Raw genomic sequence first — 16,716 nt, forward strand, 5'->3', positions numbered from 1 at the left:
GCCCGCACGCGTTCGGTCCTACGGCTCGCGCCGGAGCGTCACGGCGTCGGGTTGCCGCCGCCACCGTTGCCGCCGCCCGCAGGCGGGCCGCTCGAGATCACCAGGTCGACCTTCGTCCCCTCGGGGATCGCGGTGTCCTTCGCGGGGTTGGACGAGATGACCTGACCCTTGGGGACGGTGGCCGACTCCTTCTCGGTGACGTTGCCCAGGTTGAGCTGGCGGCCGCCGAGCGACTCCTCGGCCTGGTCCTGCGTCATCCCCGTCATGTCCGGAACGTTCGTCATCTCGGGTCCGGTCGGCACGGGGGCCTTGGCGATGGTCAGCGTGACCTTCTGGCCCTGCTTGCCGGGGCCGGCGCCCGGGTTCTGCTTGATGACCGTGCCGGCGGTCTTGGTGCTCTCCTCCTCGACGATCGCATAGCTGAGGTCGAGGTCGTCGAGGGCCTTCTCGGCCTCGGCCTGGGGCTTGCCGAGCAGGTCCGGGATCGTGACGAGGCCGCTCGAGATGAAGATCTTGACCGCCGAACCGGCCGGGGCGCTCTCGTCGGCAGCGGGCTCGGTCCGTGTGACCAGACCCTTCTTCACGGTGCCGTTGTCCTCCTGGTCGACCGTCGGGTCGACTGCGAGGCCGGCGGACTCGATCTCGGCACGAGCCTGCTCCTGGGAGAGCCCCGCGACGTTCGGGACGATCACGGCAGCCGGGCCGGCCGAGAAGAACACCGTGACCTCGGTGCCCTCGGGGACGGACGCGCCGCTCTCAGGGTTCGAGCTGACGAAGGTGTCCTTGGGAAGCTGCGACTCCTGGTCGATCGCCTTGAGGAACGTCAGCCCCACGGCGTCGAGGGCCTCCTCGGCCTGCTCCGGGGTCGTGGTCGCGCTGAACGCAGGGACGGTGACCGTCTTGGGTTCGGGCGGCTGCTGGTTGAGCAGGATCATGGTGATGATCGCGGCGATCGCGACGACGCCCACCGCGATGAGCGCCCACATGAGGCCACGCTTCTTGCCCGACCCCTCGTCCTCCGGCTCGCCCTCGGCGAGGGGCCCACCGGGCTGCTGCCCCGGGGGGACGGCGGCGGGGACCCCGGTGGTCTCCCACGGGTTCGGCGCACCGGCGACGGCGGGGCTCATGACCTGCGTCGCGTTCTCGAGCGGGCCCTGCACCTGGGTCGCGGCCAGAGCGGCCGCCCCTGCCGCGGCCGCCGCCGCGACGCCGAGCGCGGGTGCCGTGATGTGTCCGCCACGGACCGCGTTCTCCAGGTCGTTGCGGAACTCTGCGGCGCTGCTGTAGCGCGCGGTGCGCTCCTTGGCGAGCGCCTTGAGCGTGATGCGGTCGAGGACCTCGGGGACGTCCGGGGCGAGGTCGCTCGGCTTCGCGGGCGCCTCTCGCACGTGCTGGTAGGCCACGGCGACCGGAGAGTCGCCGATGAACGGCGGGCGTCCCGTGAGGAGCTCGAAGAGCAGGCAGCCCGTCGAGTACAGGTCGCTGCGCGCGTCGACCGTCTCGCCGCGGGCCTGCTCGGGAGACAGGTACTGCGCGGTGCCGATCACGGCGTGCGTCTGCGTCATGGTCGCCGCGGAGTCCGCGACCGCACGGGCGATGCCGAAGTCCATGACCTTGACCGCACCCGTCGGGGTGATCATCACGTTGGCGGGCTTGATGTCGCGGTGCACGATGCCGGCGTGGTGCGAGTACTCGAGGGCCGACAGCACGCCCGCGGTGATCTCGATGGCCTCGTCGATCGGGACGGCCTGGCCGTCGCCCAGGATGTCGCGGACGGTGTGACCCTCGACGTACTCCATGACGATGAACGGCACGTGCGCGGTACCGCCGCCGGGCTCGACGTGGGTGTCCTCACCCGTGTCGTACACCGCGACGATCGCCGGGTGGTTCAGTGCCGCTGCGGCCTGCGCCTCGCGGCGGAACCGGGCCAGGAACGACGGGTCGCGCGCGAGGTCCGAGCGCAGGATCTTGATCGCCACGGTCCGTCCGAGACGGGTGTCGTGGCCGATGTGCACCTCGGCCATACCGCCTCGGCCGATGAGCTCACCGACCTCGTACCGGCCGGCGAGTACCCGGGGAGCGTTGTCCACCACTTAGGAGTCCTTCGATGTCGTCGGGGCCGGGGACCCAGAGGGACCCGGCACAGTACTGAGCATCATCCCATCGTCGGACGCCAGGTCCGGGGACGAATGCAACGATCTGGTCACGTTAGGCGCGGAAGATGCCCCTTCGGAGCGCTCGTCGCCGCCTCCCACGAGGGTCGCGACGAGCACGACGAGCAGGAGCCCGAGGAGCGCGAGGAGCGGCCACGAGAACCCCTTGGCGAATCCGCCGATCCGCTGCCCGGTCGTGGTCGAGGTCCTGACGGGCGGCGCGTCCTGGGACGCGCGCCGACGCTCCGCGCGCGTGACACCTGCGGTGGCCGCCCGGGGGGAGCCTGCCTGCGCCGAGGTGCGCGACGTCGTCGGGCCGGACTCTGCGCGGCGCGGGCGCGCAGCCGACGCACCACCGTGCATCTCCCGGCGCGGCGGGTACGAGCGTGGCGTGTCCGCGGGCGGGTCCGCCGCGGCGGGTGCCGAGGCGCCGGGTGCCGAGGCGCGCTCCCACGGGAGCGCGGTCGGCTCGGCCGGTCCGGGCACGGGAGGTGCGGGCGGAGGCGGCGGCGGAGGGGGGAAGGCCTGGCCGTCGAAGACAGGGGTGCTCGACGCCGTCGCGGGCGCCGCGGGTGCAGCCGCCGCCGAGGCCGCGGACGGCGCGGAGAGGGCCGAGTGGCCCGAGTACCCGGACTGGGCCGAGTAGCCGGTCTGTGCCGACAGACCCGCCTGTGCCGCGGATGCCGCCGATGCTGAGGGTGCCGAGGGTGCCGAGGGGGCCGAGTGTGCCGACCGGGCGGGGTCCTGCAGGCGGGGCGACGAGATCGTGGGCAGCGGGCGCGAGCGCAGCTCCTCGGGGATCTCGAGCGGCGTGGGAGAGCTGGGGGGCGGGGACGCGCCGTGGCGGGCGGGCTGCGCGCGGCGCGAGCGGCGCGACGGGCCGCCCGCACGAGCGGTCGCCCCCCACGGGTCGCGTGCGATGGTCTCCACGAGGTCGTCGAGGGTCTGGGCGAGCGCCGAGGCCGGCATGGGGCGCGCCTTGGGGTCCTTCGCGAGCATCGCGTAGATGAGGGAGGCGAGCGACGGGTGCACGTGCGCGGGCAGCGGCGGCACCTTCTCGTTGACGTGCGCGACCGCGATGTCCACGGGCGTCGACCCCGTGAACGGCCTGTTCCCGGCCACGGACTCGTACGCCACGATCCCCAGCGCGTACACGTCGGAGGCGCCCGTCGCGGCCTGGCCGATCGCCTGCTCGGGAGACAGGTACTGGGCCGTGCCCATGACCATGCCGGTCGCGGTCATGGGGACCTGGTTCGCCGCGAGCGAGACGCCGAAGTCGGTGATCTTCACGATCCCGCGAGGCTCGAGCAGGATGTTGCCCGGCTTGACGTCGCGGTGCACCACGCCCGCGACGTGCGCGGCGTGCAGGGCGCGCGCGGTCTGCGCCAGGATGGGCAGCAGCTTGGACGGCATGAGGACCGGCTCGCGCTCCAGGAGGTCCGCCATGGGCTCGCCCATGACGAGCTCCATGACCAGGTACCCCGACTGGTTCTGCTCGCCGTAGTCGTACATCTGGGCGATGTTCGGGTGGGACAGCGCGGCGCTGTTGCGCGCCTCGGTGCGCAGGCGCTCCAGGAAGTCCTCGTTGCCCGCGTACTCCTCGCGCAGGAGCTTGACGGCGACCTCGCGCCCGAGCGCGCGGTCGTTCGCGACCCACACCTCCCCCATGCCGCCGATCGCGATGCGGCGGACGAGGCGGTAGCGGTCGCCCAGGGCTAGCCCCTCCACAGGTCTCACTTGTTCAACACCGCCTCCATCACTGCCTTCGCGATGGGGGCGGCCACGGCGCCGCCGGTCGCCTCGTTGCCGCTGTCGCCACCGTTCTCGACGATGACGGCGACGGCGACCTGCGGGTTGTCGGCGGGCGCGAAGCCCGTGAACCAGGCGTGCGGGGCCGCGCCCGACTGGTGCTCGGCGGTCCCGGTCTTGCCGGCGACCTGGACGCCGCTGATGCGAGCCGGCTTGCCCGAGCCGTTCTCCACGACGGTGATCATCATCGAGGTGAGCTGCTGCGCGGTGGTCGGCGACACCGAGGTGCGCAGGAGCGACGGCTCGGTCTGCTCGACGACCTCGAGGTCCGCGCCCCGGACCGTCTGCACGGTGTAGGGCGTCATCTGCTTGCCGCCGTTGGCGATCGCGGCCGAGATCATGGCGATCTGGAGCGGCGTGGCGCGGACGTCGCCCTGTCCGATCGAGGCGCGTGCGAGCTGCCCGCCGTCGTCGGTGACCTCCGCGTCCGGGAAGTGGCTGGCGGTGACCGTCATGGGGACGGACAGCTTCGAGTCGAAACCGAAGTCCTCGGACTGGGACCGCATCGCGTCCCCGCCGAGGGTGACCCCGAGGTCCGCGAACGCGGTGTTGCACGAGATGCGCATGGCGTCCGCCAGGGTCTGCTCCCCCGACGGCGAGCAGCGGGCCCCGCCGAAGTTCTTCATGGTCGCCGTCGAGTTGGGGTACTGGTACTCGTCGGGGGCCGGGATGACGGTGTCGGGCGTGTACTGGCCCGACTCGAGGGCCGCGGCGGCCGTCACGAGCTTGAAGGTGGACCCCGGCGGGTACGTGTTGCCCGCGATGGCGCGGTTCACGAGCGGGTCGCCGTCGGCGTTGATGAGCGACTGGTAGGCCTCGCTCGCGGCCTTGGTGTCGTGGGTCGCGAGGACGTTCGGGTCGTAGGACGGCTTGGAGACCATCGCGAGGATCTTGCCCGTCGCCGGCTCGATCGCGACGACCGCACCGCGCTGCTCGCCGAGCGCGTCGTAGGCGGCCCGCTGGGCCGCGGGGTCGATCGTGAGCTCGACCGACGCCCCCTGGGGCTTCTGTCCGGTGATCAAGCCCTGGAGCCGGTCGATCCACAGCGTGCTCGCCTGGCCGTTGAGGAACTCGTTCTCCGTGCTCTCGATCGCGGACTTCCCGTTGACGATCGAGAAGTACCCCGTGACGTGCCCGAACACGGGCCCGTCGGTGTAGGAGCGCTGGTAGCCGTACGGGTCGTCGACCGGGGTCGAGAGCGCGACCGACTCCCCCGCGACGACGATCGGACCCCGGAAGTTCCCGTACTCGCGGTACACCTGGCGCTTGTTGCGCGGGTCGTTGTTGAGCGAGTCCGCCTGGACGAACTGGATGTAGGTGGTCGAGACCATGAGCGCCAGGAACATGACGAGCACGACGGTCGCCACGCGGCGCAGGGGGACGTTCACAGGTTCTTCCGCTCGGTGTCGTCGATGATCTCGGTCGCCCCGGTCATCGGGTCACCACCCGCCTCGGAGAGGTCGGTGCGCACGACCTGCGTGGGCAGGTCCTGGGAGTGGCCGCCACGCGACGGCCCGACGACGGCGCTCGCCTCGCCCGCCTCGACGGCCTCCTGGGAGCCAGCACCCACCGCGACGGGCTGGCTGCCCGTGCTCGGACCCGTCGCTGCCTGCGAGGGCGCGACCTGGCCCCGCACCGGCAGGGACGACGGCCGGCGGGCGTTGTCGGAGATCCGCAGCAGGAGACCGATCACGAGCCAGTTCGCGAGCAGCGACGAACCGCCCTGCGCGACGAACGGCATGGTCAGGCCCGTGAGCGGGATGATGCGGGTGATCCCGCCGATCACCACGAAGAGCTGCCACGCCATGACGAAGGCGAGACCGCCCGCGAGGAGCTTGCCGAACCCGTCGCGGACGCCGATCGCGGTCCGCAGGCCGCGCTCGACCAGCACGAGGTACATGACGAGGATCGCGAGCAGGCCCGCGAGCCCGAGCTCCTCGCCGAGCGAGGTGTAGATGAAGTCCGAGTAGGCGTACGGCACGAGGCGTGGATAGCCCTGTCCCCAGCCGGTACCGGTCAGGCCCCCGTTCGCGAGCCCGAACATGCCGCCCACGAGCTGGCCCGAGCCCCCCGGGTCACGGCCGAAGATCTCCGGGGCCAGCGGGTTGAGCCACACGTCGACCCGCGCCTGGACGTGGGGGAACACCGAGGCGGCGACGACGGCGCCCACCGCGAACATGCTCAAGCCGATCGCGACCCAGCTGAAGCGCTCGGTCGCGATGTACAGCATGGCGACGAACAGCCCGAAGAACAGGAGCGAGGTCCCCAGGTCGCGCTCGAAGATGAGGACCGCGAGCGAGGCGGCCCACACGATGACGAGCGGGCCGAGGTCCCGCAGGCGCGGGAGCTGGAGGCCGAGGATCTTGGGGCCGGCGAGCGCGAGCGTGTCCCGGTTGGTCACGAGGTAGCCCGCGAAGAAGATCGCGAAGGCGATCTTGGCGAACTCGGCCGGCTGGAGCGACATCCCGGCGATGTTCACCCAGATGCGGGCGCCGTTGATGTTGCGGCCGATCACCGGGAGCAGGGGCATGACGACGAGCACCAGGCCGACGATCATCGCGGTGTACGAGTACCGGCGCAGGGTCCGGTGGTCCTTGAGCAGCCAGACCACGCCGCACGCCGCGACCACGCCGAGCACGGTCCACATGAGCTGCTTCGACGCCAGGTCCGAGGGAGACCCGACCATCGAGCCGCCGATGGCGATCCGGCCGATCATCGCGAGGCCGATGCCGTTGAGCGCGATCGCGACGGGCAGGATCACCTGGTCGGCGTAGGGCGCCTTGAGGCGCAGGATCACGTGCCCGCCCACGGCGAGCGCGACGAGGGTCAGGCTGTACAGGGTGAAGTTGTCCGGGAGCTTGTCCTGGAGCCCGTACCCGACCGAGGCATAGGAACCGATCCCGATCGCGAGAGCGAGCACGAGCAGGCCCGCCTCGGCTCGTCGGGACGGGCGCTTCGTGGACGTCGTGGCGTGCGGCTCGACAGTGGCCATCAGGGCGCTGCCGGGGGGACGGTGGCGTCCGCGGGCGGGACGGCCGGGTCGACGGGCGCGGCAGGGTCGACCGGAGCTGCTGGGTCGACCGGCGTCTGGGTCTCGGTGGTCTCGCTGGTCGTGGCCTCGGTGTCCGCCTTGGCGTCGGCGACGAGGCGGCTCGCGCGCTCGCGCGCGTCGTCGAAGGACGTCGCGCTGATGGTCTCCTGCAGCCGGTCCACGACGTACGGCGGGAGGTCGGCGACCTTGGCGCCCGTGAGCTCGACCGGGGTCGACAGCGTGAGCGGCCCTGCGCTCGTCGGGACTCCCTGGAAGACGGCGACCTGACCGTCGGCGACACCGACGTAGTACTGCTCCTGGGTCCAGCGGTACCCGTACAGGGCACCTGCACCGATCACCGCGAGGACGACGACGGTCACGACGGGGGCGATCCAGCGCTTGGTGCGCTTGGCAGGACGCACGTCGGCGTCGTCACCAGCCGGGGGCGTGGCACCGTCCGCGCCGTCGGCCGGCGCGCGTTCAGGGTCGGTGGGCTCCTCGCCCGCGGTGGCCTCCTGCTGGGCAGCGCTCGCCGAGGCGACGAGCGACGCCGCCCGCGCTGCCGGACCGTCCTGGGCGGACGTCGGGCGGTCGCGGTCGATCGCCGCGGAGCCGACGACGACCGGTGCCGTCGAGGGACCGGCGCCGTCGGGAAGGGTGTCCAGGTCGACGACGTCGACCACGACGACCGTCACGTTGTCCGTGCTGCCCGCCCGCAGCGCGAGGTGCAGGAGCCGCTCGGCGCACTCGTCGGTGTCCGGGACCGAGATCAGGGTCTGCTCGAGCGTCTCGAGGCTCACGAACCCCGAGAGTCCGTCCGAGCACAGCATCCAGCGGTCGCCCGGGCGGGCCTCGCGGACCGACATGTCGGGCGTGAGGTCGACGTCGAAGTCGCCGATGACCCGCATCACGACGTTGCGCTGCGGGTGGTACTCGGCTTCCTCCGGGGTGATGCGGCCCGTGTCGACGAGGTGCTGGACGAACGTGTGGTCGGTCGTGACCTGGTTCAGGACGCCGTCGCGGAGCAGGTACGCGCGGGAGTCGCCGAGGTGCGCCATCGCGAGCGTGTTGCCGCTGCGCAGGAGCGCCGTGACGGTCGTCCCCATGCCCGCGAGCTCGGGAGTCTGCTCGCTGCGCTCGACCAGGTCGAGGCGGGCGTTGTCGATCGACGACTCCAGGAGGGCGAGAGCCTCGTCCGGACCGTGCGACTCGCCGTCGAGCGGGGCGAGGGCCGCGACCGCGAGCGAGGAGGCGACGTCACCGCCGGCGTGGCCGCCCATCCCGTCGGCCACGACGACCAGGTGCGGACCCGCGTACCCCGAGTCCTGGTTGTTCGACCGGACGAGGCCCACGTCGGAGAGGGCGGCGTACTTGAGCGCGATGTTCATGGGGCGCTACCGCTGCAGCTCGACGATGCTCTGACCGACCCGCACGCCCACGCCAGGAGGAAGGGGCTCGATACCGGAGATGCGTCGATCGTTGATGTACGTGCCGTTCGTCGAGCCGAGGTCCTCCACGTACCAGGTGCCACCCTGGGGGAAGATCCGGGCGTGCCGGGACGACGAGTAGTCGTCGTCGAGGACGAGGGTGCAGCTCGGAGCGCGACCCAGCAGGATCGACGACGCCGAGAGCGGGATCGTGGTGCCGCGCAAGGGACCGGACGTCACGACGAGCCGCGTGGGTCCGGCCGGCGCCGCGGGCGTCGGAGCCGAGGGGGCCGCTCCGCGGGAGGGGGCCGCGCCCCGTGCGGGAGCCGCAGCAGCGGCAGAGCGCGCCTCGGGGGTGTTCCGGCCCTTGCGTGCCGTGATCTTGGTGCCGTACAGGTCGCGTCGCAGCACACCGATCGCGGCGAACACGAACACCCACAGGAGGACCAGGAATCCCAGCCGCAGCAGGGTGAACGTCAGCTCGGTCATGCGGAGGGGATCACCAATCCTCGTTGTCGGGCGCACCCGTCCAGAACATGATGCGGGTCCGCCCGATGGTCAGGCTGTTCCCGTCGAGCAGGGTAGCGGCCGGGACCTGGTGGCCCTCGACGAACAGTCCGTTGGTCGAACCGAGGTCCGTCGCGATCACGCCGTCGGGCGTGACGCGGATCTCGAGGTGGCGTCGCGAGACACCCGGGTCGTCGACCACGATGTCGGCCTCCGACCCGCGTCCGATGACGGTGACGGGACCCGTGAGCAGGTAACGCTGCCCGTCGATGTCGACCAGGGGGTGCCGTGCGCTGGGTGCCGAGCTCGTCGCGGGAGCGACGTTCCCCCGCACGCTCGCCGACCGCAGCTGGAAACGCCCCGTGTCCAGGGAGTCGTCCTGCTCGAACGACACGCTCACCGGGCCGACGAACGCGTAGTGCTGAGAGGCCGCGTGCTCCGTCACGTTGGCCGCGAGCTCGTCGGCGAGCGACTCCGCTCCCCAGCCCTCGACCTGTGCGTAGTCGTCCGGCGACAGCTCGATGGTGAACTGGTTGGGCACGACCGTCCGGTCGCGGTCGACGACCGCGGCCCGGTCGTCGACCTCACGACGCAGAGCACTCGCCAGCTCGACGGGCTTGACCTCGCTGCGCCCGACCTTGAAGGCGTTGTTGACGACGCGTTCGACGCCCTTCTCGAAACGATCCAGGACTCCCATGCCACCTCCTCCCTCATCGACGTTCCCTCGACCGGGTACACGGTCCCCGGGCAGACTACCTAGATCGTAACGACCCGGGGCCTCGCCGGGCCGGTGATCGGCCGAAGTGGACGGGGAGATCAGGGGGAGATCGGGTGCCCCGTGCGTGAGGCGCCTCCCGCAGCGGGGTACTGTTCTCTCTGGTGCAGCACCGGGCTCGGCCCCGGTGAAGCGCCTGTGGAAGACCCTCCGAGGGTGGCCCGACGACCGATGCAGGTCTGGACCGGCTCTCGTGATAATCTTCTGCGGCACGCGCGAGTGGCGGAATGGCAGACGCGCTAGCTTCAGGTGCTAGTGTCCGAAAGGGCGTGGGGGTTCAAGTCCCCCCTCGCGCACGTGATGTACGAAAGGCCCCGGATCATCGATCCGGGGCCTTCGTCGTACCTGGCGGGTTCAGCGACCGCCCTGGCACGTCCGTGCGGGCGTCAGCCGAACACGTGGTGGTAGAACTGCCCCACCCAGTCGGCGAACTCGGGGCTGATGTTGAGCTCCTCCTCGACCGAGTATCGGCTGAAGACGCCGTTCACCACGGGCGGGTCCTCGGTCGTGAACCACGGTCCTCCGCTGCCTCCGGCGGTGAGGTTGTCCTCCTTGGTGACGGTCGACGGGAAGGTGTCGGCGACGCGCCGTCCGAGGCTGTGCCACATGTGTTCGCCGTCGAACGGGAACCGGGGGGTCGGGCGGGCCGGGTAGCCCGTGTTGTCCCAGGTGGTGCCCGTGCGCCCCCACCGGACGCCGGCCGTGCCGACGACGTCGCCGACGCCCCGCCCGTCGCCGTCCGGGGCGACGATGCACAGCCCGAGGTCCCACGCGGACGACTCGTCCGTGGTCCACGCGGTGGGCCACGCCGACCGGGTGACGTTCCACTTCTTGTAGGGGGCCGCGCCCGCCGTGTAGGCGGGGACGAAGACGATGTCGGTCGCCTGGTTGCCCCCGAGCACGAGGCAGTGCGCGGCGGTCATGATGCCGAAGCGGTGGACGACGACGGCCGACGCGGTGTGCGGCTTGCCGTCCATGACGAAGAAGAGCTTGCCGACGGTCCGCTCGGGGAAGGACTGGGGGTCCTTGACGCGGGCGGTCTGGGCGGCGCCGAGCAGGTCCAGCCGCCCGCCCTCGGACGGGGCCGTGCCGGACACCGTGCCGCCTGCGCCGGCCGAGGTGACCTCGGTGACCGCCAGGGCGTCCCGGTCGATCGTGACCGAGCGGTCGAGCGGCTCGGCCTCTTCCATCCGCTCGGGGGTCCAGAAGTCGGTGCCCTCGGCGTCGGCCGCGTGGAGTGCGCGGGTGACGTCGTCGGACTCGACGAAGTCCGGCTCGTGCGTCGCGGTCAGCGTCCACGGCCCGGCCGGGTACAGGTTGGCGTCGACGGTGTACCAGACGATCGTCCAGCTGCAGCCGCGGTCGTAGTCGCTCTTGACGTAGACGTTGCCGTTGTTCCGGCCGATGATCGTGGCGCTGCGCTTCTGCCAGTCGCCGCCGTTGTCGGTCCTGTTGCAGATCACGTCCCACCCGACGATCACCTTGGAGGTGTCGCGGAACGTGAACACGTTCTCCCGCCACCCGATCTTCCAGTCGGCCGAGTAGTTCTGGGTGACGCTGGCCACGTCGATGCCCGGGGCGTCGCCGCGCTGGAACCCGTAGCCCCACCGCACCCGGCCCTTGTCGGCGTCGAAGTTCTCCCCCTCGGCCGGCTCGGTCTTCGCCGCGGCGACGACCTGGGTGTAGAACGTCTGGCGGTTGGCGACGACGTCGAGCTCGCCGAGGAGCCGCTTGGTGTCCGCCGTGAACGCCTCGATCCGGGGCTGGTCGGTCGGGAGGGACGACTGGTAGGCCTCGAGGTCCTTCTCGAGCCTGCGGAACGGGTCGTCCACGAGCTTCTTGCCGAACTCGGGGCAGGTCTTGACGCGGCTCCTGGCGAGCCAGAACTGGCCGTAGAGGTAGCCGACCTGCGAGAAGACGTCGGGGCTGATGGGCACCTCGCCCGAGATCGACGGGTCGATCATGCGGTAGGCCATGAGGTAGGACTCGAGCGGGGCGGGCGTCTGGGCCCCGTTGAACCAGGGCAGGAGCGTCGAGACGATCGTCTCGGCCGTCCACGTCGATCCCGACGGGGGGTCGGGGAAGCTGCCCTTGACCCCCCGTGCGGTGATGTGGATGCTGACGTTCGCGCCGTGCTCCGAGGCGACCTTCTCGAACGCCGAGCTTCCCTCGGTGCTGAACACCTGGGGGACCTCGGCGGCCACGGCGGCCGAGAACTTCGTGCGCTGCTCGGTGCTGGTGAACCGGCACTGGTAGGTGACGTACAGCGAGGAGCCCGAACGGTAGCCGGCCACGAAGTAGTCGCCGTACTTCTCGCGGAAGCCGGGTCCGGGCTCGACCGCGAGCTCGTACGACGGGGCGAGCGAGTACTGGCCGTCCTCGACGGACACCTCGGCGACGAGGGTCACCGCGAGGTCGGAGACGGCGAGCTCGTCGAGGAACGAGGTGCTGGCGCTGACCGTGATGCCCTCGATGTTGTACGAGCCCTTCAGCGAGGCGCTGATGAGGGACTGGACGTCGCTCTCCGCCTGGATGAACGAGTACATGAACTCGGGGTTCTGGGTCGTGCTGGGCGTGACGGTGAACGGCTTGACGGCCGAGGCGCGGAGCTGGCCGGTCACGGCGTCGACGCCGAGGCCCGGCTTGTAGCTCGGCTGCCAGGGCTGGCCGACGACCGTGGTGTTGAGGAGCGTGGTCGGTTGTGTGTTCGATACCTGTCTCATCATCGATCCCCTTGCGTGTTCGAGTGATTACGGATGGTCGTGCTCAGCTCGTCATCGATGCATCACCGGTCCCCTGGTCCGGGTGGGTGCGAGGGCCTCGTGGTCGCCGCCTCCGAGGGGGCGGTTCGGCGGGAGCCTCGCGCACGTCGTCGTGCGTTCCTCACTCTGCTCGACGGCGTCAGGTGTCGTCCTCACCAGAATTGGTGAACTGTGCCGGGGCGTCGTGGAGCCAGGTCATGTGGCCGGACCGACGGGCGACGGCTACGGCCTCGAGCTGGGACCGGACCTGGAGCTTGGTCAGGATCGACTTGATGTGGCTGCGGATCGTGTGGGTCGAGAGGAAGCGCTGGTTGCTGATCTGCGCCGCGCTGAAGCCCGCGATCATGCCGCGCAGGACGCCGTTCTCGGCGGCGGTCAGGCGGCCGAGGCCGGCGCTCTCGTCGCGTCGCCGCTGCAGCGTGCGGGAGAACGCGACGGCCTCGTGCTCGGTCCGTCCGGGCGTCAGGTGCGCCCTCTCGACGAGGCGGAGCAGCGAGAGCAGGGACGCGGACTGGTTGAGCACCGTGGCACCGCGACCGTGGAGAGTGAGCAGGACCGACACGGAACGCACCGAGCCGACGCAGACGCACGTCGTGAGCGACCCGGACGTGGGCAGGCCCATCCGGGGGTTGCCGTCGTCGTCCTCGATGACGACGACCGCCCTCGTCCGCAGGTGCGTGGGGTCGGCGCGGGAGACGGTGAGCAGGTCGGCCGTCCACCCGCGGGCCACGAGGCCGGCGTGGAGCGCGGGGCCGAGGGCGGTCCCGTGCGGCGCGAGGACCGTGATGCTCGGCCGCGAGTTCTCCACGGTCGTCTTTCTGGCACGGGTCGTGAGGGTCGGCAACCGCGAGCCGTGCTCGTCTCGAGGGGCCCGCGCCACCATACCTAGATCTGCTAGGTTAGTTACCCCTAGCAGTCCTAGGTATTGGAGCACCATGCACATCGACAAGGACCTCGTCGCCGCCTCGGCCACGCCGCTCGTCCTCGGCATCCTCGCCGACGGGGAGTCGTACGGCTACGCGATCGTCCGACGCGTCAACGAGCTCTCGGGCGGCCACATGCAGTGGACCGACGGCATGCTCTACCCCCTTCTCCACCGGCTCGAACGCCTCGGGCTCGTCGAGGCGACGTGGGGCGTGTCCGACGTCGGGCGGCGGCGCAAGCACTACGCCCTGACGCCCGCAGGCCACGAAGCGCTCGCCGAGCGCCGCGCGCAGTGGCAGGTCGTCGCCGACGCGCTCCAGCAGGTGTGGAAGGACCTGGGCGACGCCCAGCCTCCCCGCGCCGTGGCCGAGGGGTGGGCATGATGCCCGGCACCCCTGAGCTCGAGGCCCAGATCGACCAGTGGCGCAGCTACGTCCAGCGCCGTCAGGCGATCTCCACGGCCGACGTCGACGAGATGGAGGACCACCTGCGTGAGCAGGTCGCCGACCTGACCGCGACGGGCCTCGACGGCGACGAGGCCTTCCTCGTGGCGGTCAAGCGCATGGGCAACCTCGACGAGGTCTCGCGGGAGTTCGCGCGCGAGCACTCCGACCGCCTGTGGAAGCAGCTCGTGCTCGTCCCGGACGCCGGAACGCCAGGTCGGGGCGAGCGGTCGTGGCGCGAGCTCGCCGTCGTCCTCGCGCTCGCGGTCGGCGCGGGCGTCGCGGTCAAGGTCGCCGCCGAGACGATCGGCGACGAGACCGTCCTGCTGCGCAACGTCAGCCTGCTCGTCCTCCCGTTCCTCGCGGGCTACTTCGCGTGGAAGCGACGCCTCACGTGGGGCGTGGGCGTGATGCTCCTGGTCCCGTTCGCAGTGCTCGCGGTCGTGCTCAACGTCTACCCATTCGAGGCGGACGGCTCGACCCTGCTCCTCGCCGCCCTGCACGCCCCGGTCGTCCTGTGGGCGCTCGTGGGGATCGCGTACGTCGGTGGACGGTGGCGCTCGGACAGCGGCCGCATGGACTTCGCCCGGTTCACGGGCGAGCTCGCGATCTACTTCACGCTCCTCGCGCTGGGTGGCGCCGTCCTGCTCGGCCTCACGTTCGGGACCCTCAACCTCGTCGGGATCGACCCCGAGCCGTTCTTCGAGGGCTGGGTCCTGCCCTTCGCCGTGCCCGGGGCGCTCGTCGTCGCGGCCTGGCTCGTCGAGGCCAAGCAGAACGTCGTCGAGAACATCGCCCCGGTCCTGACCAGGGTCTTCACCCCCCTGACGATCGTGATGCTGCTCGTGCTGTTCGTCGTCCTCGCGACGGCCGGGTCCCTGCTCGACACCGACCGCGGGCTCCTCATCCTCATGGACGCGATCCTCGTCCTCGTCCTGTGCCTGCTCCTCTACTCGGTCTCGGCACGCGACCCGCTCTCGCCGCCCCACCTGTTCGACGCCCTGCTGCTCGCCCTGGTCGTCGCGGCGCTCGCGGTCGACGCGGTCGCTCTCACCGCGATGCTGACCCGCATCGCCGAGTTCGGGTTCAGCCCCAACAAGGTCGCGGCCCTGGGGCTCAACCTCCTGCTGCTCGTGCACCTCGTGGGGTCGGCACTGCTCCTCACCGCGTTCCTGCGGGGACGACGCCCGTTCGCGGCCCTCGGACGCTGGCAGACGCAGTTCCTGCCGGTGTACGCCGTGTGGGCGGCGGTCGTGGTCGTGGTGTTCCCGCCGGTCTTCGGGTTCGTCTGACCGGCGGCCCGACGACGCAGGGCGACCCTGCGCCGTCGGGCCGGGAGGGACACCTGCCGGACGGACTTCCTTCCTCTCGTCCGGTGTGTGACAGTGGGGCCGGATGCCCCGGGCGCGCCCGCGCCCGCGCTGCTCGCACCGGTCCTGCGACCGGTGCACCCCCCCGACAGCACCGCAGGACCCTGGAGGAGCCATGACCGACGTGCACGTGCCCGTCGCCGCCGACCACGTCGTGACCGTCGACGCCGAGGGGAACCGGACCGGGACCTTCGCGCGCAGCGACGTCCACACCACGGAGACGCCCCTGCACCTGGCGTTCTCCTGCTACGTGCTCGACGGCGCAGGTCGCCTCCTCGTGACGCGTCGTGCCCTGTCGAAGCGCACGTGGCCGGGCGTGTGGACCAACTCCTTCTGCGGGCACCCGCGCTGGACGGAGACGACCGAGGAGTCCATCACGCGGCACGCCGCGCACGAGCTGGGCCTGCGGATCGAGGGCCTCGAGGTCGCCGTGCCGGGGTTCCGGTACCGGGCCGTGGACGCGTCGGGCGTGGTCGAGAACGAGATCTGCCCCGTGTACGTCGCGCGCGCCGCGAGCGACGTGACGGCCAACCCGGACGAGGTCGCCGAGCTCGAGTGGGCCGCGCCGGGCGCGCTGGGGAGCGCGGTCGACGCGACGCCGTGGGCGTTCAGCCCGTGGATGGTCCTGCAGGTCGCGGCGTTGCGCGACGCGGCGAGCGGGTCCGACGGCGCCGCCTCGCCCCTGCTGGCCGAGGTGGCCGCCGCCCTGGGCTGAGCGGGCTCAGCCGACCGGGGCGCCGACCTGGACGCTCGTCGAGCGCAGCTTCTCGGGCAGGCGCAGGTGGTCGGCGTCGGCGGTGCTCACGCGCAGCCGCCGCGCGGGCAGGGCGTGCGCCATGACCTGCTCGGCGCCCGGCTGGCCGGACCGGTGCAGGGCCGCGGCGAGCTCGTGCACGAGGATCTCCTGGCGCCGCGCGCCGCGCACCGAGAACACCCACAGGTCCTGCTTCTCGGGTTGCGGCTGCCACGTCCCGGTCCGGGTGAACGCGCGGGAGGCCTCGGCGGTCGGCCCGACGAACGTCACGGACCGCAGCGACCACAAGGCGGTCCGGTTCGTCGCGGACGCCCCCTGGTCGGCCTTGAGCAGCGTCACCGGGCGCTGGGTCCCGACGATCGCCGCGACGCTCGGCGCGTCGACGTCCGCGTAGGGCACGGCGTAGGGCGTCATGAACGGGCCGAACGAGCCGACCACGAGGCCGCGTTCGAGCACGAGGAGCTTCTCGCTCGCGACGAACCGCAGGACCACGGCCAGGACCAGGCCCATCGAGAGGGCGAACCCGATCACCTCGACGACGCGGCCGTTGAAGACCATCACGGCGACGACCGCGGCGAAGATCCCGGCGACCGTCCCGATCGCGCGCGCGGAGAGCGTGCACGACTCTACGTGGCGCAGCTCGCCGAGGGTCGGGCGGTGGCGGTCCGCGACGGCGCGGACCTTGCGGGTCGCGCGGTCGCTGAGGGGGTGGGGCGCGGGGCTCAGGGGGGATCCTCGGGTCGGGTGGTGGTGGGGGCCGC

General features: G+C 71.5%; 13 protein-coding genes and 1 tRNA gene. 4 read left to right on the forward strand and 10 right to left on the reverse strand.

Features of this window, described 5'->3' with window-relative positions; translation table 11 throughout:
* Positions 1–38 precede the first annotated feature (38 nt).
* Genes pknB through H9640_RS13665 form a run of 7 tightly spaced genes read right to left on the reverse strand, consistent with a single transcriptional unit; the run spans position 39 to position 9,624 of the window.
* The gene (pknB, locus tag H9640_RS13635; RefSeq protein WP_191791242.1) at positions 39–2,093 is read right to left on the reverse strand and encodes a Stk1 family PASTA domain-containing Ser/Thr kinase; all 2,055 of its coding nucleotides are present in this window, start codon (positions 2,091–2,093) and stop codon (positions 39–41) included.
* A complete protein-coding gene (locus H9640_RS13640; protein WP_191791243.1) occupies positions 2,094–3,890 on the reverse strand; it encodes a serine/threonine-protein kinase in 1,797 nt (598 codons plus the stop codon).
* Complete coding sequence (locus H9640_RS13645) at positions 3,887–5,350, reverse strand: peptidoglycan D,D-transpeptidase FtsI family protein (RefSeq protein ID WP_191791244.1); 1,464 nt, start codon at positions 5,348–5,350, stop codon at positions 3,887–3,889. The genes H9640_RS13640 and H9640_RS13645 overlap by 4 nt, the downstream gene beginning before the upstream one ends.
* Positions 5,347–6,954 (reverse strand): FtsW/RodA/SpoVE family cell cycle protein, encoded by a 1,608-nt coding sequence (locus H9640_RS13650; RefSeq protein WP_191791245.1) that lies wholly within the window; start codon positions 6,952–6,954, stop codon positions 5,347–5,349. The genes H9640_RS13645 and H9640_RS13650 overlap by 4 nt, the downstream gene beginning before the upstream one ends.
* Positions 6,954–8,381, reverse strand: coding sequence for a PP2C family protein-serine/threonine phosphatase (locus H9640_RS13655; RefSeq protein ID WP_191791246.1), 1,428 nt, complete (start codon positions 8,379–8,381; stop codon positions 6,954–6,956). Before H9640_RS13655 ends, H9640_RS13650 begins: the two co-directional genes overlap by 1 nt.
* A 6-nt stretch (positions 8,382–8,387) precedes the next feature.
* Complete coding sequence (locus H9640_RS13660; protein ID WP_191791247.1) at positions 8,388–8,909, reverse strand: FHA domain-containing protein FhaB/FipA; 522 nt, start codon at positions 8,907–8,909, stop codon at positions 8,388–8,390.
* A gap of 10 nt (positions 8,910–8,919) precedes the next feature.
* Entirely contained in the window at positions 8,920–9,624 is a 705-nt protein-coding gene (locus H9640_RS13665; protein ID WP_191791248.1) for an FhaA domain-containing protein, read from the reverse strand.
* Positions 9,625–9,915: 291 nt separating this feature from the next.
* Here H9640_RS13665 and H9640_RS13670 point away from each other — a divergent pair.
* Positions 9,916–9,998, forward strand: a tRNA-Leu gene (locus H9640_RS13670).
* A 90-nt stretch (positions 9,999–10,088) separates the two neighbouring features.
* Here the strand turns inward: H9640_RS13670 and H9640_RS13675 are convergent.
* Positions 10,089–12,425, reverse strand: a complete 2,337-nt coding sequence (locus H9640_RS13675) for a trypsin-like serine peptidase (RefSeq protein ID WP_191791249.1) — start codon at positions 12,423–12,425, stop codon at positions 10,089–10,091.
* A 178-nt stretch (positions 12,426–12,603) separates the two neighbouring features.
* A complete protein-coding gene (locus tag H9640_RS13680; protein ID WP_191791250.1) occupies positions 12,604–13,272 on the reverse strand; it encodes a helix-turn-helix transcriptional regulator in 669 nt (222 codons plus the stop codon).
* Between the two features lie 127 nt (positions 13,273–13,399).
* Here H9640_RS13680 and H9640_RS13685 point away from each other — a divergent pair, with 127 nt between their 5' ends.
* The 3 genes from H9640_RS13685 to idi all read left to right on the forward strand — a co-directional run bounded on the left by H9640_RS13685 (position 13,400) and on the right by idi (position 15,916).
* Positions 13,400–13,771, forward strand: a complete 372-nt coding sequence (locus H9640_RS13685; protein WP_191791251.1) for a PadR family transcriptional regulator — start codon at positions 13,400–13,402, stop codon at positions 13,769–13,771.
* Positions 13,768–15,123 (forward strand): permease prefix domain 1-containing protein, encoded by a 1,356-nt coding sequence (locus tag H9640_RS13690; RefSeq protein ID WP_225227188.1) that lies wholly within the window; start codon positions 13,768–13,770, stop codon positions 15,121–15,123. Before H9640_RS13685 ends, H9640_RS13690 begins: the two co-directional genes overlap by 4 nt.
* A gap of 193 nt (positions 15,124–15,316) precedes the next feature.
* Positions 15,317–15,916 (forward strand): isopentenyl-diphosphate Delta-isomerase, encoded by a 600-nt coding sequence (idi, locus tag H9640_RS13695; RefSeq protein WP_191791252.1) that lies wholly within the window; start codon positions 15,317–15,319, stop codon positions 15,914–15,916.
* A 6-nt stretch (positions 15,917–15,922) separates the two neighbouring features.
* On the opposite strand, the gene H9640_RS13700 is transcribed toward idi, so the two are convergent.
* A partial coding sequence (locus tag H9640_RS13700) for a hypothetical protein (protein ID WP_191791253.1) occupies positions 15,923–16,716 on the reverse strand: 794 nt, incomplete at its 5' end.

It is taken from the genome of Oerskovia gallyi (assembly GCF_014836745.1).
Lineage (GTDB): Bacteria > Actinomycetota > Actinomycetes > Actinomycetales > Cellulomonadaceae > Oerskovia > Oerskovia paurometabola.